Consider the following 19053-nt stretch of genomic DNA (forward strand, 5'->3'; position numbering starts at 1 on the left):
GTAGGGGCAGTTGCGCAAAGAATGAAGAACGCACGCATTGGTGGCTGAGGCACCCGGAAGTTACTGCCCCGGCGGCGGTCAGTTCATGCGGGTCAGCACCGCCTCGAACTGTTCCAGCGCCCAGTCCACCTGATCCCGCTCGATGATCAGCGGCGGCGCGATGCGGATCGTATCGCGATGCGTATCCTTGGCGAGGATGCCGCGCTCCTTCAGGGCGTAGCAGAACTGGTTGGCGCCGCCGGCCTCCTGATGCAGCTCGATCGCCAGCATGAGACCGCGGCCGCGCACTTCGCGCACGACATTGCTGCGGATGGTCTTCAGCTGCTCGAGGAAATAGGCGCCCTCGCGGCGGGAATTCTCGATCATGCCTTCCTCGGTGAGCACCCGCAGGGCGGCGCGGGCAATGGCGCAGGCCAGCGGATTGCCGCCAAAGGTGCTGCCATGCTGGCCGGGTTTCAGAACACCGAGCACGTCGCTGTTCGAAAGTACCGCCGAGACCGGATAGAAGCCGCCGGAAAGCGCCTTGCCGATCAGCGTGACATCGGCCTCGATGCCCTCATGTTCTTCGGCGAGCAGGGCCCCCGTCCGGCCAAGGCCGGTCTGGATCTCGTCGAGGATAAGGGTGACATTGTGCCGGGTGCACAATTCGCGCACCTTCTGGAAATAGCCCGCCGGCGGAATGATCACGCCGGCTTCGCCCTGGATCGGCTCGACGAGGAAAGCCACCGTATTCGGGGTTATCGCGGCTTCGAAGGCAGCGAGATCGCCGAAGGGAACCACGCGGAAGCCGGGCGCGAAGGGGCCGAAATTCTCCCGGGCCGAAGGATCGGTGCTGAAGCCGACGATGCCCATGGTGCGGCCGTGGAAATTGTCGGAACAGACAATGATCTCGGCAGCGTTTTCGGCAATGCCCTTCACTTCATAGCCCCATTTGCGCACGGCCTTTATCGCCGTTTCCACTGCTTCCGCGCCGCTGTTCATGGGCAATATCTTGTGGGAGCCGGTCAGGCTGGCGACTTCCTCGTAGAACAGCGCCAGCTGGTCGTTGCGGAAGGCACGGGAGGTCAGCGTCAGCTTTCCGGCCTGTTCCACCATCGCTTTCAGGATCTTCGGATGGCAATGGCCCTGATTGACCGCCGAATAGGCGGAAAGGCAGTCGAGATATCGCTTCCCATCCATATCCCAGACATGGACGCCTTCGCCCCGTTCGAGAACGACGTCGAGCGGCTTGTAATTGTGCGCGCCGAGGCGGGCTTCCGTGGAAATGAGATGGGCGGCGGTGTGTAGCAAGATGTCCTCCAGTCCTAGTTGGTCAATGCGCCTGCCGCTCGGCCGGGCAGTGTCGGGCGGTCGAATATGGAGCGTCCGAACATGCTGGCGACGAGATCGACGAGCAGCAGGGCGCTCTTTCCGCGTTCGTCGAGAAACGGGTTCAGTTCGACCACATCGAGCGAGCAGACGAGGCCGGAATCATGCAGCATCTCCATTGCCAGATGCGCCTCGCGATAGGTCGCGCCGCCCGGAACGGTGGTGCCTACGCCCGGCGCGAGCGAGGGATCGACAAAATCCACGTCGAGGCTGACGTGAAGCACGCCATTGGCGCGTTCAACCCGCTCGATGATCTTGCGCAGGAGCGTCGGCAGGCCGACCTCGTCGATCCGCCGCATGTCGATCACGTCTATGCCGCGATCCCGCAGCAGCACGCGCTCGCTGGCATCGATCGAACGGATGCCGAAGAGGTGCAGATTGCCCGGCTTTATCAAGCCGTGCGGCGTGTCGCCATGGACGAATTCCAGGCCGGGCTCGCCGCAAAGCAGCGCGGCGGACATGCCGTGCATGTTGCCGGACGGCGAGGTGAGCGGCGTATTGAAATCCGAATGGGCATCAAGCCATAGAACGAACAATTCGCGCCCCGCTTCAGCGCAGTGGCGGGCGACGCCGCTGATCGAACCCATGGAAAGGCTGTGGTCGCCGCCGAGTATGATCGGAAGCGCTCCCGCCTGCATGGCGGCATGGGTTTCAACCGCCAGAAGCCGCGACCAGGCCGAAATCCGCTCCCTGTAATGGGCAAGACCTTCGATCGGCGGCAGTTGCGGCAATTGTTGCGGCAGGCGCAGGTCGCCGCGATCGTCGACCGGATGGCCAAGTTCCTTCAATGTGTGGATGAGACCGGCGGTACGAAGGGCGGCGGGGCCCATCAACGCGCCGGGCCGGCCGGCGCCCTCGTCGATCGGCGCCCCGATGATGGTGAGGAGCTGTTTGTGGTGCTCTTCGAAAGTCCCGCGTGAATCCCGTGAATCCATTGAATGCCGCTTTCCCCGTCAATGCCGATGCTGCCGGGATTGTGGCATGTTGGGCTGCTGACAAAAAGGCGGCATCCTGATAGAAATGACAGGCATACTACGCAATTTGCTCAATCATTTTAGCCAAAGTGACAGATCATGGACGACACGGACCGTAGAATACTGGCTCTGATGCGGGACGATTGCCGCGTGCCGTTGTCGTCGATGGCGACGATTCTCGGCATATCGCGTGCCACGGTTCGCAGCCGTATCGACAGGATGGTGGATGACGGCACGATTCAGGGCTTCACCGTCAATCTGCGGGCTGGAGCCGGCCTCTACGGCGTCCGGGCGATAGCGATGGTCGAAGTTGCGGGACAGGCGGCCGAAAAGGTCGTGCGCCGCCTCCAGGGTTTCCCGGAGATCAAGGCGCTGCACACCACCAATGGCCGCTGGGACATCGTCGCGGAGATCGAGGTGGAGACGCTCGAGGCATTCGACAAGACCCTGCGCGACATCCGGCATATTGACGGAATCACCTCAACGGAGACAAGTATTCTCCTGTCGACACGCAAAAGCGGCTAGAATTGCGGCCGGCGCGGTATTCGAGGAGAACCCGGCTTGCGCATTCATGAAATTCCCTGGCTCGAACCCGTCGATGCTGCGGCCCGGTTGCGCAAGCTCGGCGGGCTGAGCTTTCTCGACAGTGCGATGAAGCATCCGTCGCTCGGCCGCTATTCCTATGTCTGCGCCGATCCTTTCGGCAGGTTCGAAGTGCGGGACCGGCGCTCGTTCTGGAACGGCGAAGAACTGAGCGAGCCGCCGCTGCAGGCCTTGATGGGTTTCGTCGATCGCTACGGGCTGGAGGATGTGCCGGGCGTGCCACCGTTCCAGGGTGGGGCCATCGGTTATTTCGCCTATGAATTCGGCCGTCTTCTGGAAGAATTGCCGCAGCCGCTTGCGCCCGACGAAGGCTCCATTGCCGATGCCGCCTGGCATTTCCACGATGTCGTCATCGCTTTCGACCACCAGGAAGGCAAGGCGTGGCTGCTGTCGTCGGGCCTGCCGGCGGAAAGCGGGCAGCGCAGCGGGCGGGCGGAGGAGCGGGCGCGGCAATTCCTGGATTGCCTGGCGCAGCCCGGGGCGCCGGAGACCGCCATTCCGCCGATTGCCAAGGCGGCGTGGCGATCGAATTTCGAGCGCCGGGACTATATGGATGCCGTTGGCAGGGTCGTCGAATACATCCTTGCAGGCGACATCTTCCAGGCCAACATCGCGCAACGGTTCGTGGCGGACCTGCCCGATTTCTATGACAGCTGGGCGTTCTACCGGAAATTGCGCCAGGGCAATCCGGCTACATTTGCGGCCTTTCTCGACCATGGCGACAGCGTGATCGCCTCGAGTTCGCCCGAACGGTTCCTCAAGGTGCGGGGGCGGGCGGTGGAAACGCGGCCGATCAAGGGCACGGCGCCGCGCTCCGACGATCCCGTGGAAGACGCCGCCTCGGCGGAACTGTTGCTCAATTCCGAGAAGGATCGCGCCGAGAACCTGATGATCGTCGATCTGATGCGAAACGATCTGTCGCGGGTGTGCCGGCCTCATTCGGTGCTGACGCCCACCCTTTGCGGGCTGGAATCCTATGCCGTCCATCATCTCGTTTCGGTCGTGACGGGCGAACTTGCCAGCGGCAAGGGCCTGGGCGATCTCATCGCCGCGTCATTTCCGGGAGGCTCGATCACCGGCGCGCCGAAGGTCCGGGCAATGGAGATCATCACCGAGATCGAGAAGGTTGCGCGCGGCATCTATTGCGGATCGATCGGCTATATCGGTTTCAACGGCAGTTTCGACAGCAATATCGCCATCCGCACCGTATCCTTCAAAGCGGGCAGGGCTGTATTGCAGGCGGGCGGCGGCATTACGGCTTTGTCCGATCCCGCGGCCGAATATCAGGAGACGCTGGACAAGGCCGCGCGCATCTTCGCCGTGTTCGCGCAAGGGGCCGGCTCATGATCCTTATCGTCGACAATTACGACTCCTTCGTTTTCACCGTAGCCCGGTACTTTGCCGAACTCGGCAAGGAAACCCGCGTCATCCGCAATGACAGGCTGACGGTGGCGGAGGTCGCGGCCATGGCGCCCGAAGCCATCATCCTGTCGCCGGGGCCGTGCGGGCCGTTCGAGGCGGGGCAGTCCATGCCGATCATCCGATCCCTGAGCGGCGAAGTACCGATCCTTGGAATATGTCTTGGCCACCAATGTATCGGCGAGGTCTTCGGCGGCCGCGTGGTCCGCGCCAAGGAGCCGGTACATGGGCGCTCGTCGCCGATCCATCATGATGGCGAAGGCCTGTTCAGGGGGCTGCCGAGCCCGCTGAAGGCCGGCAGGTATCACTCGCTGATCGTCGAGGCACCGGAGGCGGAGGGGCTGCTGCGCATAACGGCGCGCTCCGAGGCAGGCGAGGTGATGGCGGTGTCGCATGCAACGCACCCGACCCATGGCGTGCAGTTCCATCCGGAATCCGTGCTCACCGAATATGGCCATGCCATGCTCGGCAATTTCCTGCGTCTGGCGCAGGCGTTCAATTCCGCGCGATCAGGTCGATAACGCCGCAATTTTCGCTTGTTTGTTCGATATTCCTGTTGGCCGCACAAGCCGTGATCCGCTACACAGGATCAAGTGCCCGTTCATTTCCCTGCAACCCGGCATCTCATTCCATTCGAAATTCCCATCCAGGAGGCCAATATGCTGCGCAAGACCGATTTCTACATCGATGGCAAGTGGATAGCGCCCGCTGTCGCCAAGGAACTCGAAGTCATCAATCCGGCGGACGAACAGGCGTTCGCGGTGATCTCGCTCGGCTCGGCGGAGGATGTGGACAAGGCGGTGACCGCGGCACGGCGCGCCTTCTCGACCTGGAGCCTCACGACGCGCGAGGAGCGCCTTGCCTGGCTCGAGCGTCTGCTGAAGGCCTATGAAACGCGCATGTCGGACATGGCCAAGGCCATCTCGCAGGAGATGGGCGCGCCGATCAAGATGGCTCTCGAGGAGCAGGCGGCCTCCGGCATGTCGCACATGAAGGCGTTTCAGCGCGCCCTCAAGGACTTCAAGTTCGAGCGGCCGCTGGATGAGCGCAACACGACAACGCGGATTGCCTATGAACCCATTGGCGTGTGCGGCCTCATCACGCCGTGGAACTGGCCGATGAACCAGGTGGTGCTCAAGGTCGTTCCGGCCATTGCGGCCGGGTGCACGGTCATCCTGAAGCCTTCCGAGGTCGCGCCGATCTCGTCGGTCGTGTTTGCCGAGATCATCGATGCCTCCGGCCTGCCGGCGGGCGTTTTCAACCTGGTCAATGGCGACGGCCCGACGGTGGGCGAGGCCATGTCGCGGCATCCCGGCATCGACATGATGTCATTCACCGGTTCGACGCGTGCCGGTATCGCCGTGACCAAGGCGGCGGCCGAAACGGTCAAGCGGGTTTCGCTGGAACTCGGCGGCAAGTCGCCCAACATCGTCTTTGCCGACAGCGACGTGGACGAAGCCGTGAGGCGCGGCGTCGCTCATGTGTTCAACAATACGGGCCAGTCCTGCAATGCGCCGACGCGGATGCTCGTCGAGCGCTCGGTCTATGAGCGGGCGACCGAAGTGGCCGCCGCGACCGCCAATGCCACCAGCGTCGGCGATCCGGCGCAGGATGGCGATCACATGGGGCCGCTGGTGTCGGAGATACAGTTCAACAAGGTGCAGGGCCTGATCGAGAAGGGCATCAAGGAAGGCGCGCGGCTGATCGCCGGCGGCATGGGGCGGCCCGAGGGCTTCAATCGGGGCTATTATGTGCGGCCGACCATATTCGCCGATGTGACCAACGACATGACGATCGCACGGGAGGAGATATTCGGCCCGGTCCTCGCCATCATCCCGTTCGATACGGAGGAGGAAGCCGTCGAGATCGCCAATGACACGCCCTATGGCCTCGCCGCCTATGTCCAGTCCGGCGATCCGCAGCGCATCCGCCGTGTTTCGCGGCAGTTGCGGGCGGGCATGGTGCGCATCAATGGCGCTTCCCATGCGGCGGATGCTCCCTTCGGCGGCTACAAGCAGTCTGGCATCGGCCGCGAGGGCGGGCATTGGGGCCTTGAGGATTTCCTCGAGGTCAAGGCGATAAGCGGCTGGCAGGACACTGCGGCCTGAGGCAGAACCGATCTGCCTTCGATAGTCGCAGAAGTCGGGGCGCGCACGCGGAATTTCGTTTGTTTCTTCGCAGTCCGTATTGTACGCCTCGCCTGACAGCATGCCAGCAAGACGGGTGCGGACAGCATGGACGAGACGGAACACCTATCGCAAACCCCGCCCCAGGATGAGGAAGCCGACATCTATGGCGATGACGGCGCCGTCCGGTCGTCCTATCTGGCGCGGGTTGGCGCGGCGATCGCCGATCGCGACGTGCTGTTCCTGCGCTCCCATGTCGCCAAGCTCCACCAGTCGGAGCTGGGCGATGTGCTCGAGGCGCTGCAATCGGACCAGCGCCGCGCGCTGATCGAACTTCTCGGCGACGAGTTCGATTTTGCCGCACTGACCGAGGTGGACGAGGCCGTGCGCCTCGAAATCGTCGATGCCATGCCGAACCGCCAGATTGCCGAGGCGGTCCAGGACCTGGATTCGGACGATGCGGTCTATATTCTGGAGGACCTCGACCAGGAGGATCGCGACGAGATCCTGGCGCAGCTTCCCTTTACCGAACGTGTTCGCCTGCGCCGCTCCCTCGGCTATCCGGAAGAGACGGCCGGCCGGCGCATGCAGACGGAGTTCGTTGCCGTGCCTCCATTCTGGACGGTCGGCCAGACCATCGACTACATGCGCGAGAATGCCGACCTGCCGGATTCCTTCTCGCAGATATTCGTCATCGATCCCATGTTCCGCCTGCTCGGCGCGATAGATCTCGACCGCATCCTGCGCACGCGGCGCGAGATCAAGATCGAAGACATCATGCACGAGACACGCCATGCCATTCCGGCCACCATGGACCAGGAAGAGGCGGCGCAGATATTCGAACAATATGATCTGCTTTCCGCCGCCGTGGTGGATGAGAACGAGCGCCTCGTCGGCGTCCTGACGATCGAGAACATCGTCGACGTCATCCAGGAAGAGGCCGAGGAGGACATCTTGCGGCTCGGCGGCGTCGGCGACGAGGAATTGTCGGACTCCGTGCTTTCGACCTCGCGTTCGCGCACGCCCTGGCTGGTGATCAATCTCTTCACCGCCTTCATCTCGGCTTCCGTGATCGGCCTTTTCGACGGGACGATCCAGCAGATGGTGGCGCTGGCGGTACTGATGCCGATCGTCGCTTCCATGGGAGGCAATGCCGCCACGCAGACCATGACCGTCACCGTGCGCGCCCTCGCGACCCGCGACATGGATATCTACAATGCCGGCCGCATCATTCGGCGCGAAGCGCTCGTCGGCATCATCAATGGCGCGATCTTCGCCATCCTGATCGGTGCCGTCGCATCGTTCTGGTTCGGCAATGTCAATCTCGGCGGCATCATTGCCACCGCCATGATCATCAACATGCTGGCCGCCGCCATGGGCGGCATTCTCATTCCGCTGTTGCTGCACCGCTTCGGCGCCGATCCCGCCATCGCCTCCGCGGTATTCGTCACCACCGTGACCGATGTGGTCGGATTCTTCTCCTTCCTCGGCCTTGCCACCTGGTGGTTCGGTTTCGGCTTCGGCTGACCGCGCCGTCGTGCACGGAAGTTCACAGTTCAAAACAATCGTACAATTGACTTTTACGTAAATTCGTGGACAAACGTCAGACCGGTCTAAAAAGGAATGAATCTTTGTCGGCGATCCGCGAATACTACTCCATTACCGAATTGACGCGCGAGTTCGGCGTCTCGACCAGAACCTTGCGGTTCTATGAGGACGAGGGGCTGATCCATCCGGTGCGGCGCGGGCGCACGCGGCTGTTCAGGCCATCGGACCGGCATCTGCTGAAACAGATCCTGCGCGGCAAGCGGCTGGGCTTCTCGATCTCCGAAATCCAGGAGATCATCCAGATGTACAAGGCACCGCCCGGGGAGGTCGGCCAGATCCACCTCATGATGAAGCGCGTGGAAGAGAAGCGCGCGGAACTGAGGCAGAAGCGGCGCGACATCGAGGAGACGCTGGCCGAGCTCGACCAGGTCGAAGAAGGCTGCATCGAGCGGCTGGCGGAACTCGGCGTCAATACCTAGGCAGTTGACCTAGGGCTGGCTGCTGCCCTGCGTGCAGATCTGCGCGATTTCGGCCATTTGAGGATCGCTCTGGTCGCGTTTCCCGGCAAAAAGCTCATCGAATATTCCGGCGGTTTCGGTCTCGCCGATCACGCAATCGCAGAAGCGCTGGCAGAACGCTGTCTCATTGTCGGCGGCGCAGCTTTGCACGCAGGCCTGCGAAAAGACCTCATGCGGCGTGGCGACAGCCGGCGGATATATCTGCGAGAGCAGGAATACGCAGCTGATGAGGACCGGCTGGTGTATCAGGTAAAAGGCCAGGCTGTGCCGGCCGATGAATTGCAGCGGACGCTCGGCCGCTTGCGGCAGGATCGGCCCGGCAAGCGCAGCCATGATGCCGTATTGCCGCATCTGGCGCGCCGTGGCGATGCCGGCGAGAACGGCGCCGAACCATGGGAAGATCGGCACGTAATCATTGGATCGGACAGCTGTCTGCGAAAGGCCGAGCGGCCAGTACCAGGCTGCATCGAAGACCGGCGAGGCGAGATAGAGCGGCGCGGCGATGGTCGCGGCGGCGCACAGGACGATGACGATCACCGGCAGGCGGATGAAGGCCAGCCCGAGGATGCTGGCAATCGCTATCTGATGGAGGATGCCGAAGAAGACGAAGCTTTCCGGCGTGAAGAAATAGGTGGCTGCCGTGATGGCGAGCGCGGCGGCAATGATCTGCGCCAGGCGAATGCCATATGAACGCCAGCGAATGCCGTTGCCATGGGCAAGCACGAGGCTGAAACCCACCAGGAACAGGAAGCTCGAAGCGATGCAGCGCGCGAAGAGCTTCCAGCCGCCATGGCCCGTGGTGCCCGGCTCCATATAGCCGAAGAATTCCAGATCCCAGCCGGTGTGGTAGATGGCCATGGCAATGAGCGCCAGACCACGCAGCAGGTCGAGCCTTGTCAGGCGTATGCGCGAGGGGGGCGGGGGCAAATCTGCTTGCGTCATGAAGGAACCTGTATCAGTCGAAGGGCGCAAGCACGGCAAACTGCTTTTGAGGGACTCGTTCTGCCGGTCGATCTTGGACAAGGCGCGCCGGTTTTGCAAGGCCGGTGCCGACGGCTCGCAAGCCCCGCCACGAATTGCTGCGAAAGCCCGCCATGGGCAATAAATAGACATAGGATGTCGTGCAATTGACTGCTATGGAGCGCGCAAGCGTCCAGTATTTCCCGGCCGCCCGACTCCAATGTTCAAAGTCTTCCCGTGATCAACCAGGTTCGCCATCCTATCTGGATCGATGCTGCCAAGCGCCCGACGGCGCGGGTATTCGCTATCCTGTTCGGCATCGAATCGATGGCCCGGGCGATCATCACCAGCGTGGTGCCGATCCAGACCTATGATTTGATGCAGAGCGAGCGCGGCGTCAGCATCCTCTATACCTGCATGTCGCTGCTCGGCCTGATTTCCACATTGTCGATCCCGATGCTCATCGTGCGCATTCCGCGGCGCTGGGTCTATACATCCGGCGCGGCGGCGCTGATCCTCGGCTGCTGCGCCTTTGCGCTCGATACGCTGCCGGGGCAGGCGCTGGGCCTGTTCCTGCGCACCTTCGGCGCCGGGACGCTGTCGATTACGCTCAGCCTCTACATCATGGACCACATAAAGAAGGGCGAACTGGTGCGGGCGGAATCGGTACGCATGGCAACGGCGACGCTGGCCTGGACCGGCGGCCCGTTCGTCGGCGTGTTTCTCTATACGAAAGTCGGGATGATCGCGCCCTTCCTCGCCTCCATCTGTTTCTCGCTGCTCCTGCTCGGGCTGTTCTGGTACTTCCGGCTCAGCGACAATCCGGCCCTGCAGAAGGGACCGAGCCGGCCCGCAAATCCGATCGCCAACATAAGGCGCTTCGTGGTGCAGCCCCGGTTGCGGCTTGCCTGGCTCATCGCCTTCGCGCGTTCCTGCTACTGGAGCACGTTTTTCGTCTATGGTCCCATCCTCATGGTAGCGACCGGGCAGGGCTCGCTGGCCGGCGGGCTTTTGGTCTCGCTCGGCAATCTGTTCCTGCTCGCCTCCATCCTGTGGGGCAAGATCGGCATGATCCAGGGACTGACGCGCACGATTTCCGGCGTTTTCGTGCTCATCGCCGCAGCACTCATCGGCGCCGGCATCGCCGGGGCGGGTTTCCCCATGGTCGCGGCGCTCATGCTGCTCGTCGGAGCGTTCTTCTGCGTCGCGCTCGATACGCTGGCCTCCACCACCTTCATCCGCGCGGTCCATCCGCATGAGCGGGCGCAGATGACGGCCGTCTACCGGACATATCTCGACTTCTCGGAGATTGTTCCGGCTTTCGTCTATTCGATCATCCTGAGCTTCTTCAATATCGGGGCGATCTTCATCGCTCTCGCGGGGTTGATGGTTTTCACCGCCGTTTTCGTCTGGCGCTACCTGCCGCGCCGCCTATAGGCCGGCGGGATTTCGCATCAGGACTTCGCGCGCCTTCGAGAAGAATTGCCGCCGCAGCAGCACGATTGCGACGAGGGTGGTCGTCAGCATGAACAGCAGCGGGTGGAGGAACCATCCAAGATAGCCGATGGAAAAGAATATGCCGCGCAGGCCCGCGTTGAAATGCGTGCCCGCCTGCACGTTGATGCCGGTGGCGCGGTTGATGCTGGCGATGACTGCCGGATCGTCCGGCCCCTTGTCGCGCGCCATCGGGACGGTGCCGATCAGGATCGAGCAGTAATTGAACAGGCGGTAGGACCAGGCGAATTTGAAGAAGGCATAGGCGAAGAGGACGAGCAGGCCGAGGATCTTGGTTTCGAAGAGCTGCTGCGTCGTCTCGCCGAGGAAGGGAAGGTCGTGAAAAAGGGTCAGGACACGGCCGGACGAGTTCAACAGGCCGAAGCAGCCGCCAATGGCGAAAATGCAGGTGGAGGCGAAGAATGCCGTGCCCTGCTGCAACCCGATCATGATGCTGGTGTCGATCATGCGCAGTTCGCGCGATGCCATGGTGGTCATCCACTGGCCGCGCGCATGGTTCATCTCCGACGTCAGCGACCGGCGATTGGCAAAGCCTCGCGCCGTCGTGCGGGAATAGAGCCCCCAGACGAAGAAGAAATAGATCATGGCCAGGATGTCCATCCAGTAGGTCATGATTGGGGCAGATGCCATATCACCACTCGCAATGCGGAATTGTCGATGTCATCTATTCGGAGAGTCCGCCGCCGTGTCAACAATGCGCGGCTGCATGCGCTGTGCCCTTGGTTTTTGGCATCCGGCACTCTATGTCGTATTAACGCAAGGCAAAGTCGCCGCTGCTCCGCGATGAAACATGTCCGGCGGCCATGATGTCCGAGAAATTGGGCGAGGTAGTGAATGTTTTTGTCGGTTTTTGACCTCTATAAGATCGGCATAGGCCCATCGAGCTCCCATACGATGGGGCCGATGACTGCGGCAGGCCTGTTCCTGGACGAGCTGAAAAGCGGCCAGTGGCCGCGCCCGACCGGCGTCAAGGTCGCCCGGCTGCGCGCCCGGCTGCATGGTTCGCTCGCTTTCACCGGTGTCGGGCACGCCACGGACCGGGCGGTCATCCTCGGTCTTTGCGGCCTGCTGCCGGCGACGATCGATCCCAACAGGATGGATGCGCTGCTCGAAGAGGTGCGGCGAACGAAGAAACTCACGCCCGACGGCCATCCGCAGTATGATTTCGATCCGTCGACCGATCTCGTCATGGACAAGCGCACGCCCCTGCCGGGCCATGCGAACGGCATGGCTTTCGAGGCCTATGATGGCGACGACCGGCTGCTGCTGCGCCGGGTGTTCTATTCCATCGGCGGCGGCTTCGTCGTGACGGAGGAAGAACTCGAGGCCGCCAGGACGCGCACGGCGCCAAAAGCCGAGCAACCGGTGCCGTTTCCCTTCAGGAATGCGCAGCAGATGCTGAACATGGCGCGCGAAAGCGGCTTGTCCATCGCCGAAATGAAGCGCCGCAACGAAGAAATGTTCATGAGCCGCGGCGAACTCGATGCCGGGCTGGACCGGATCTGGGGCGCGATGCGCTCCTGCATCGACCGCGGGCTGGAGCAGGAGGGCATCATGCCGGGCGGCCTGAACGTTAAGCGCCGCGCAAGATATCTGCATGATCGCCTGCAGGAGGAATGGCGGCAGAACCGCATCAATCCGCTCCTCGCCAATGACTGGCTTTCGGTCTACGCCATGGCGGTCAACGAGGAGAATGCTGCGGGCGGACGCGTCGTCACCGCCCCGACCAACGGCGCTGCCGGCGTCGTCCCGGCCGTACTGCGCTATTACCTGCATTTCCACGAGGATGCCGACGTGCATGGTATCCGCGACTTTCTGCTTACCTCCGCGGCCATTGGCGGCGTGATCAAGACGAATGCCTCCATCTCCGGCGCCGAAGTCGGCTGCCAGGGGGAGGTCGGGTCCGCCTCGGCCATGGCGGCGGCCGGCCTCGCCGCCGTGCTTGGCGGGACGCCGGAGCAAATCGAGAATGCCGCGGAGATCGCGCTCGAACATCATCTCGGCATGACATGCGACCCGGTCGCCGGGCTGGTGCAGGTGCCCTGCATCGAGCGCAACGCGCTTGGTGCGGTGAAGGCAGTGACCGCCGCTTCCCTGGCCGTGAAAGGCGACGGCACGCATTTCGTGCCGCTCGATGCCTGTATCGAGACGATGCGCCAGACCGGCGTCGACATGAGCGAGCGCTACAAGGAAACCAGTCTCGGCGGGCTGGCGGTCAACGTCGTCGAATGCTGAGCCTGTGGAGAACCTCGGCCGGTCGTTGACGACGGCCCGCGAAATGCGAATGCTTAATCATGGCTCTCAATCTGGTAAAACTGTGCGTTGGCTGCAATGCCATCGAGGAACTGGCGGCATGGATCGATTTCCGGCTCGATGAACGTCGCCGGGCGGGTCTTTCCGCCGAGCAGTTCCATACGACACGGATGGTGCCCAAGCGCGTCGACGAACTCCTGGACGGCGGCTCGCTCTACTGGGTGATAAAGGGCAATATCCAGTGCCGGCAGATGCTGACCGATATTCGCACGTTCACGGATGATGAGGGCATATCCCGCTGCCATCTGGTGCTCGACCCGCGCATCATCGCCACCGAGTGGCAGCCGCGCCGGGCGTTTCAGGGCTGGCGCTATCTCTCCGCCGACGATGCACCGGTCGATGAGGGCAAGGGCGGCTCCGGCCGGGCCAAACTGCCGCCCGAATTGCGCAATGAACTGGCCGCGCTCGGCCTGCTCTAGGCTCTCATTGTCAGGATAATTTCAGGCGGACGGCCACGACGCCGTTGCGGGGGTCCGAATTCAGGCGCAGCCGCACGGCGGGCTGGGCCACGCGCCGCGAGCGGGCCGCCTGGCACAACAGGACGTTGACTAGGTCCATGGTCTTGAACGGAGCATCGCTCCGCCGCAGATCGGCAATGCGCTGCGCCGCCTGCTGCAGGGCGCCAAGGCCCGGAAACGACCTTGCGGACCTCGTTGCATGAGCGTCGAAACTGTCTGTAATGATCGACATCGCTAAACCCCTTACGCTTTACCTACCGGGTCATTCGTAAAATCAACCGCCCGACTGCGGCGCGATTGCAAAGCAATTGTATTTCTGGCGTTTCAGTGCCGCACAGGCATTGCTTGCCGCCTTGGCGGAAGAGATGCCGGCGAAACGGGCGCGGTGATAGGTGGTGGCGCCCTTCTGGAACTGTTCCGTATAGGGCGAGAGGCCTGCCAGCGGGCCGCCGACCTGCGTCGCAGCCTTGGAAAGCAGCGCCTTTGCTTCGTCCGGGCTGCCGACGGAGGCAATCTGCACCATCCAGCCGCCGGGCGTCGCCGATGCCGTGGTGACCGGATCGACTTCGGATACGTCGCCTTCGCCGACTTCTTCGCGCGGCGTCGGCACTGCGAGAATGCGCGCTGCTGGCGATGCAGGCTGGGCTGGTTCGGCATAGGCGGTGATTACCTCCGGCACCGATGTTGCAGCCACTGTCTCGCGGCGAACCGGCACTGGCGCATCGCCATCCTCGGGCAGTTCAAGCGCGGCAACGCTCAGGCGGCTGTTCTTGCGCGAGGCGAGCAGATTGCCGCCGTCGCGTGCCGATGCCTTGGGCAGGTAGGCTGCGATGAGCTTGGCCATCTGCGCGTCGCGCGAACCGCCGCTCGTGCCGCCCATGACGACCGCGACCAGCTTCTTGCCGCCGGTATTGACCGAGGAGACGAGGTTGAAGCCGGACATGCGCGTATAGCCGGTCTTGATGCCGTCCACGCCCTCGATCTTGCCGAGCAGGCGATTGTGCCCGACGATCCGGCGGCCGCGATAGCTGAAGCTGCGCGTCGAGAAATAGCTGTAATATTGCGGGAAATGTTCGCGGAGCGCGATGCCGAGAACGGCGAGATCGCGCGCGGTCGAATATTGCTTCACGTCCGGAAGGCCGTTGGCGTTGCGGAACTGCGTGTGGTTCATTCCGAGCTGGCGGGCCTTGTTGGTCATCATGACGGCAAAGCGCTGCTCGCTGCCGCCGAGATATTCGCCGATGGCGGTGGCCGCATCATTGGCGGACTTGGTGATCAATGAAAGGATGGCCGCCTCGGCGCTGATCGTCTGGCCGGGCTTGATGCCGACTTTTGTCGGCGGCTGCGAAGCCGCATAGGCGGAGACAGGGATGGGCGTCGATTTCGAGACCTTGCCCGCCGCCATCGCCTCGAAAAGCATATAGAGGGTCATCATCTTCGTCAGCGAAGCCGGATAACGCTTGGCATCTGCATTGGACGAATAGAGCGTCTTGCCCGTATTGGCGTCCACCACGACCGCGGCTGCCTTGCTGTTGGCGGCGGCGCCGGATGTCTGGACTGAAGCCAACCCCGAGGCCAAAGCCAACGCGAACACCAGGCGGGCCACTCTTCTGCTGAACGGGGATTTTTGGCGGGCCGGATAAAGCAATTTCAACACCTGCTCGATATGCGGTCGGGATTCATCGACCATCAAATGCAACGAAAACGGAGTTTTGACTTTAGCGGCATCAGCGTTACCAAACTGTTTATGGTAACCGGATCGTTCATCTTTTTCCGCGAAGTTCGGTTAATTTTTAACAGCGGCGAGAGTGCGGCGGTTTGACAATTTGTGCAGTGCACACTACCTTTTTCCGCAAGAACACTTGCAAGAGGTATGGAAATGACCGCTCCGTTTGACGCATTGAACCAGAAGGGCCGGGACGTCCTCGATACGGCGATGACCAGTCTCGGCGCGGTGTCGCAGGGGCTCCAGACCATTGCCAGCGAAGCCGCCGACTATTCGCGGAAATCCGTCGAGGAAGGCTCCGCCCTGATGCAGAAGCTGGCTTCGATCAAATCGCCGGAGCAGGCGCTGGAGACCCAGCACGATTTTGCCCGCCGCGCCTACGAATCCTTTGTCGGGCAGGCCACCCGTTTCAGCGAACTCTATGCCGAACTGGCCAGGGAAGCCTACCGGCCCTACGAGGTTGCAGTTGCACGCGTGCCGAAATAGCTTTCGCCTTAAGGGCGGAAGGGCGCGAGGGGCCGGCTTGCACCAGCAAGCGGGCCCTTTTTTACATTGCAGGTATCAATTTGCCGCCGGGACGCCAACTTGATCTTGCAAGCTTGAAGATAGGGCTTAAAATTTGGTTGTTGCGACCTACATAGATTGCATGGAGTGACACAAAGGCACAATTCATATGCGGGCATGGAAGAGATGACTACGTTTTCACCCAGAATGCAGGATGAGGACAAGAGCGGGGGTAACGGACCGGGCAGGGGCACTGCCGTTATCACGCGAACCAAACCCAAGCTCAAGAAGCCCAGCCTTTATCGAGTGTTGATCCTGAATGACGATTACACACCCATGGAATTCGTCATTCATGTGCTGGAACGCTTCTTCCAGAAGAACAAGGAGGATGCCACGCGGATTATGCTTCATGTGCATAATCACGGGGTCGGGGAGTGCGGTGTCTTTACCTATGAGGTTGCGGAGTCCAAGATGACGCAAGTCATGGACTATTCGCGGCAAAACCAACATCCGCTGCAATGCGTGATGGAGAAAAAGTGAGGTTTCATGCCATCTTTCTCACCCAGTCTTGAGCGGGCCCTTCACCAGGCATTGACGATCGCCAATGAGCATCACCACGAATATGCAACGCTGGAACACCTCCTGCTTGCATTGATCGATGATCAGGATGCGAGCAGCGTCATGCGTGCCTGCAATGTCGATCTCGTGCAACTGACCCGCACGGTGACCGACTATGTCGATCATGAGCTCGACAATCTGGTGACGGGCTATGACGAGGACTCCAAGCCTACCGCCGCGTTTCAGCGCGTTATCCAGCGCGCCGTCATTCACGTCCAGTCCTCCAACCGCGAGGAAGTGACGGGCGCCAATGTTCTCGTGGCGATCTTTGCCGAACGGGAGAGCCATGCCGCGTTCTTCCTGCAGGAACAGCAGATGACGCGCTATGATGCGGTCAACTACATTTCGCACGGGATTTCCAAGCGTCCCGGCATGTCGGAGCCGCGCACGCCGCTCGGCGCTGCCGAAAACGGCAATGACGACAGCCATTCCGCGGATAGCGAAGAGGCCACGAAAAAGAAGCAGGACGCGCTGTCGGCCTATTGCATCAATCTGAACGACCGCGCGCGCAATGGCCGGATCGATCCGCTGATCGGCCGCGACCAGGAAATCAGCCGTACGATTCAGATCCTTTGCCGCCGTTCCAAGAACAACCCGCTCTATGTGGGGGATCCGGGCGTCGGCAAGACCGCGATCGCCGAGGGATTGGCAAAGCGCATCGTCGAGCGCAAGGTGCCTGCCGTGTTGCAGGATGCGACCGTGTTTTCGCTCGACATGGGCACGCTTCTGGCCGGAACCCGCTATCGCGGCGATTTCGAAGAGCGCCTGAAACAGGTCATCAAGGAGCTCGAGGAATATCCGGGCGCGATCCTGTTCATCGACGAGATCCACACCATCATCGGCGCGGGCGCAACGTCCGGCGGCGCGATGGATGCCTCGAACCTCTTGAAGCCGGCGCTTTCATCAGGTGCAATTCGTTGCATTGGATCAACGACTTACAAGGAGTTCCGCCAGTTCTTCGAGAAGGACAGGGCGCTTGTTCGCCGCTTCCAGAAAATCGATGTCAACGAGCCTTCGATCCCGGATACGATCGAGATCATGAAGGGGCTGCGGCCTTATTTCGAGGACTTCCACAAGGTGAAATACACGGTGGAAGCGATCAAATCGGCCGTCGAGCTTTCGGCGCGCTACATCAATGACCGGAAGCTGCCCGACAAGGCTATCGACGTGATCGACGAGACCGGCGCAAGCCAGATGCTGCTGCCGGAGTCCAAGCGCAAGAAGTCGATCGGCGTGAAGGAGATCGAAGCGACCATCGCCACCATGGCGCGGATTCCGCCGAAGACGGTTTCCAAGGATGACGAGGCGGTGCTTTCCAATCTCGAGGCCGAGCTGAAGCGCGTGGTCTATGGACAGGATCTCGCCATCGAGGCGCTGTCGTCCTCGATCAAGCTTGCCCGTGCCGGCCTGCGCGAGCCCGAAAAGCCGATCGGTTCCTACCTGTTCTCCGGCCCCACGGGCGTCGGCAAGACGGAGGTTGCCAAGCAGCTTGCGGCCTCGCTCGGGGTCGAACTGCTGCGGTTCGACATGTCGGAATATATGGAGCGTCACACCGTTTCGCGGTTGCTCGGCGCGCCTCCCGGCTATGTCGGCTTCGACCAGGGCGGACTTCTGACCGATGGCGTCGACCAGCATCCGCATTGCGTGCTGCTGCTGGACGAGATCGAAAAGGCCCATCCGGACCTGTTCAACATCCTGTTGCAGGTCATGGATCATGGCAAGCTGACCGACCATAACGGCAAGCAGATCGATTTCCGCAACGTCATCCTGATCATGACGACCAATGCGGGCGCGTCCGACATGGCCCGCTCCGCCATAGGTTTTGGTTCGTCGCGGCGCGAAGGCGATGACATGGAGGCGATCAACCGCCTGTTCACGCCGGAGTTCCGCAACCGTCTCGACGCGATCATTCCGTTCGGCCCGCTGCCGGTTCCTGTCATCCACCAGGTGGTGCAGAAGTTCGTCATCCAGCTCGAAGCGCAACTGGCGGATCGCGGCGTCACCTTCGACCTGCAGCCCGAGGCGATCGCATGGCTGGCCGAGAAGGGCTATGATGACCGGATGGGTGCGCGGCCGCTGGCCCGCGTCATCCAGGAACACATCAAGAAACCGCTTGCGGACGAGGTCCTGTTCGGCAAGCTGCGCAAGGGCGGCACGGTACGGGTTTCCGTCGCCGAGAAGGCGGATGGGGCTCGCGGTCTCGTCCTCGACTATGTCGCCGACGAGGTGGTGGTGAAGCCGAAGAAGGAAATCCCCGCCGACAAGAAGCCATTGGCGCGCAAGAAGCCGGTGGCGAAAAAGCCGGTGCTGGAAAAGGCTTCGGCCGGCGGTGATGGAGGCGAGAGCATCTCTGCTCCCGCACCCAAGGCCTCGGTTCCAAAGGTGCCACGCAAGAAATGATGA

18 protein-coding genes are annotated in these 19053 nt (G+C 62.0%); 12 read left to right on the forward strand and 6 right to left on the reverse strand.

All coding sequences use genetic code 11. The features are described from left to right. Positions 1 to 78: 78 nt before the first annotated feature. Together rocD and rocF are read right to left on the reverse strand one after the other, a co-directional pair. Complete coding sequence (gene rocD / locus OSJ75_RS03610) at positions 79 to 1290, reverse strand: ornithine--oxo-acid transaminase (protein ID WP_267226956.1); 1212 nt, start codon at positions 1288 to 1290, stop codon at positions 79 to 81. 14 nt (positions 1291 to 1304) lie between these two features. Next, positions 1305 to 2303 carry an arginase gene (rocF, locus tag OSJ75_RS03615; protein WP_250014184.1) on the reverse strand — a complete coding sequence of 333 codons (999 nt, stop codon included), beginning with the start codon at positions 2301 to 2303 and terminating at the stop codon, positions 1305 to 1307. 138 nt (positions 2304 to 2441) lie between these two features. On the opposite strand from rocF, the gene OSJ75_RS03620 reads away from it, so the two are divergent. From OSJ75_RS03620 to OSJ75_RS03645, 6 genes are all read left to right on the forward strand, one after another. Next, a complete protein-coding gene (locus OSJ75_RS03620; RefSeq protein ID WP_250014185.1) occupies positions 2442 to 2867 on the forward strand; it encodes an Lrp/AsnC family transcriptional regulator in 426 nt (141 codons plus the stop codon). A 36-nt stretch (positions 2868 to 2903) separates the two neighbouring features. Then, a complete protein-coding gene (gene pabB / locus OSJ75_RS03625; protein ID WP_267226957.1) occupies positions 2904 to 4292 on the forward strand; it encodes an aminodeoxychorismate synthase component I in 1389 nt (462 codons plus the stop codon). Further along, positions 4289 to 4885, forward strand: coding sequence for an anthranilate synthase component II (locus tag OSJ75_RS03630; RefSeq protein WP_250014187.1), 597 nt, complete (start codon positions 4289 to 4291; stop codon positions 4883 to 4885). The genes pabB and OSJ75_RS03630 overlap by 4 nt, the downstream gene beginning before the upstream one ends. 123 nt (positions 4886 to 5008) lie before the next feature. After that, positions 5009 to 6472 carry an aldehyde dehydrogenase family protein gene (locus OSJ75_RS03635; protein WP_250014406.1) on the forward strand — a complete coding sequence of 488 codons (1464 nt, stop codon included), beginning with the start codon at positions 5009 to 5011 and terminating at the stop codon, positions 6470 to 6472. 126 nt (positions 6473 to 6598) lie between these two features. Continuing rightward, on the forward strand, positions 6599 to 8017 hold the full coding sequence (gene mgtE, locus OSJ75_RS03640; RefSeq protein ID WP_250014191.1) for a magnesium transporter: 1419 nt from the start codon (positions 6599 to 6601) through the stop codon (positions 8015 to 8017). A 113-nt stretch (positions 8018 to 8130) separates the two neighbouring features. Beyond that, a complete protein-coding gene (locus OSJ75_RS03645) occupies positions 8131 to 8517 on the forward strand; it encodes a MerR family transcriptional regulator (RefSeq protein ID WP_250014408.1) in 387 nt (128 codons plus the stop codon). Between the two features lie 9 nt (positions 8518 to 8526). Here OSJ75_RS03645 and OSJ75_RS03650 read toward each other — a convergent pair whose 3' ends face one another. Next, positions 8527 to 9498, reverse strand: a complete 972-nt coding sequence (locus OSJ75_RS03650) for a heparan-alpha-glucosaminide N-acetyltransferase (protein ID WP_267226958.1) — start codon at positions 9496 to 9498, stop codon at positions 8527 to 8529. A gap of 255 nt (positions 9499 to 9753) precedes the next feature. Between OSJ75_RS03650 and OSJ75_RS03655 the strand changes: the two genes are divergently transcribed. Next, on the forward strand, positions 9754 to 10953 hold the full coding sequence (locus tag OSJ75_RS03655; protein WP_250014196.1) for an MFS transporter: 1200 nt from the start codon (positions 9754 to 9756) through the stop codon (positions 10951 to 10953). Here OSJ75_RS03655 and OSJ75_RS03660 read toward each other — a convergent pair. After that, positions 10948 to 11661, reverse strand: coding sequence for a DUF599 domain-containing protein (locus tag OSJ75_RS03660; RefSeq protein ID WP_250014198.1), 714 nt, complete (start codon positions 11659 to 11661; stop codon positions 10948 to 10950). The genes OSJ75_RS03655 and OSJ75_RS03660 overlap by 6 nt on opposite strands. A gap of 204 nt (positions 11662 to 11865) precedes the next feature. On the opposite strand from OSJ75_RS03660, the gene OSJ75_RS03665 reads away from it, so the two are divergent. Together OSJ75_RS03665 and OSJ75_RS03670 are read left to right on the forward strand one after the other, a co-directional pair. Beyond that, the gene (locus tag OSJ75_RS03665; protein ID WP_267226959.1) at positions 11866 to 13266 is read left to right on the forward strand and encodes an L-serine ammonia-lyase; all 1401 of its coding nucleotides are present in this window, start codon (positions 11866 to 11868) and stop codon (positions 13264 to 13266) included. A gap of 59 nt (positions 13267 to 13325) precedes the next feature. After that, positions 13326 to 13763: a DUF1489 family protein gene (locus OSJ75_RS03670; RefSeq protein ID WP_267226960.1), complete on the forward strand. Its 438-nt coding sequence runs from the start codon at positions 13326 to 13328 to the stop codon at positions 13761 to 13763. Between the two features lie 10 nt (positions 13764 to 13773). Here the strand turns inward: OSJ75_RS03670 and OSJ75_RS03675 are convergent, their stop codons facing one another. Together OSJ75_RS03675 and OSJ75_RS03680 are read right to left on the reverse strand one after the other, a co-directional pair. Continuing rightward, complete coding sequence (locus OSJ75_RS03675) at positions 13774 to 14034, reverse strand: hypothetical protein (protein WP_250014201.1); 261 nt, start codon at positions 14032 to 14034, stop codon at positions 13774 to 13776. 42 nt (positions 14035 to 14076) lie between these two features. Further along, on the reverse strand, positions 14077 to 15369 hold the full coding sequence (locus OSJ75_RS03680; protein WP_267226961.1) for a D-alanyl-D-alanine carboxypeptidase: 1293 nt from the start codon (positions 15367 to 15369) through the stop codon (positions 14077 to 14079). Positions 15370 to 15681: 312 nt separating this feature from the next. Here OSJ75_RS03680 and OSJ75_RS03685 point away from each other — a divergent pair, with 312 nt between their 5' ends. From OSJ75_RS03685 to clpA, 3 genes are all read left to right on the forward strand, one after another. Next, positions 15682 to 16014 carry a phasin family protein gene (locus OSJ75_RS03685; protein WP_267226962.1) on the forward strand — a complete coding sequence of 111 codons (333 nt, stop codon included), beginning with the start codon at positions 15682 to 15684 and terminating at the stop codon, positions 16012 to 16014. Positions 16015 to 16218: 204 nt separating this feature from the next. Then, on the forward strand, positions 16219 to 16572 hold the full coding sequence (gene clpS, locus OSJ75_RS03690) for an ATP-dependent Clp protease adapter ClpS (RefSeq protein ID WP_250014410.1): 354 nt from the start codon (positions 16219 to 16221) through the stop codon (positions 16570 to 16572). Between the two features lie 6 nt (positions 16573 to 16578). Further along, entirely contained in the window at positions 16579 to 19050 is a 2472-nt protein-coding gene (gene clpA / locus OSJ75_RS03695) for an ATP-dependent Clp protease ATP-binding subunit ClpA (protein ID WP_267226963.1), read from the forward strand. The last annotated feature ends 3 nt before the right edge of the window (positions 19051 to 19053 follow it).

Origin of the sequence: Phyllobacterium sp. 0TCS1.6A (assembly GCF_026420825.1) — a bacterium.
Lineage (GTDB): Bacteria > Pseudomonadota > Alphaproteobacteria > Rhizobiales > Rhizobiaceae > Phyllobacterium.

Excerpts from the sequence above, each read along its gene's own strand:
- rocF (WP_250014184.1), bottom strand. The coding sequence starts at position 2,303 with ATGGATTCACGGGATTCACGCGGGACTTTCGAAGAGCACCACAAACAG.
- OSJ75_RS03620 (WP_250014185.1), top strand. The coding sequence starts at position 2,442 with ATGGACGACACGGACCGTAGAATACTGGCTCTGATGCGGGACGATTGC.
- OSJ75_RS03630 (WP_250014187.1), top strand. The coding sequence starts at position 4,289 with ATGATCCTTATCGTCGACAATTACGACTCCTTCGTTTTCACCGTAGCC.
- mgtE (WP_250014191.1), top strand. The coding sequence starts at position 6,599 with ATGGACGAGACGGAACACCTATCGCAAACCCCGCCCCAGGATGAGGAA.
- OSJ75_RS03650 (WP_267226958.1), bottom strand. The coding sequence starts at position 9,498 with ATGACGCAAGCAGATTTGCCCCCGCCCCCCTCGCGCATACGCCTGACA.
- OSJ75_RS03660 (WP_250014198.1), bottom strand. The coding sequence starts at position 11,661 with ATGGCATCTGCCCCAATCATGACCTACTGGATGGACATCCTGGCCATG.
- OSJ75_RS03665 (WP_267226959.1), top strand. The coding sequence starts at position 11,866 with ATGTTTTTGTCGGTTTTTGACCTCTATAAGATCGGCATAGGCCCATCG.
- OSJ75_RS03670 (WP_267226960.1), top strand. The coding sequence starts at position 13,326 with ATGGCTCTCAATCTGGTAAAACTGTGCGTTGGCTGCAATGCCATCGAG.
- OSJ75_RS03675 (WP_250014201.1), bottom strand. The coding sequence starts at position 14,034 with ATGTCGATCATTACAGACAGTTTCGACGCTCATGCAACGAGGTCCGCA.
- OSJ75_RS03685 (WP_267226962.1), top strand. The coding sequence starts at position 15,682 with ATGACCGCTCCGTTTGACGCATTGAACCAGAAGGGCCGGGACGTCCTC.
- clpS (WP_250014410.1), top strand. The coding sequence starts at position 16,219 with ATGACTACGTTTTCACCCAGAATGCAGGATGAGGACAAGAGCGGGGGT.
- clpA (WP_267226963.1), top strand. The coding sequence starts at position 16,579 with ATGCCATCTTTCTCACCCAGTCTTGAGCGGGCCCTTCACCAGGCATTG.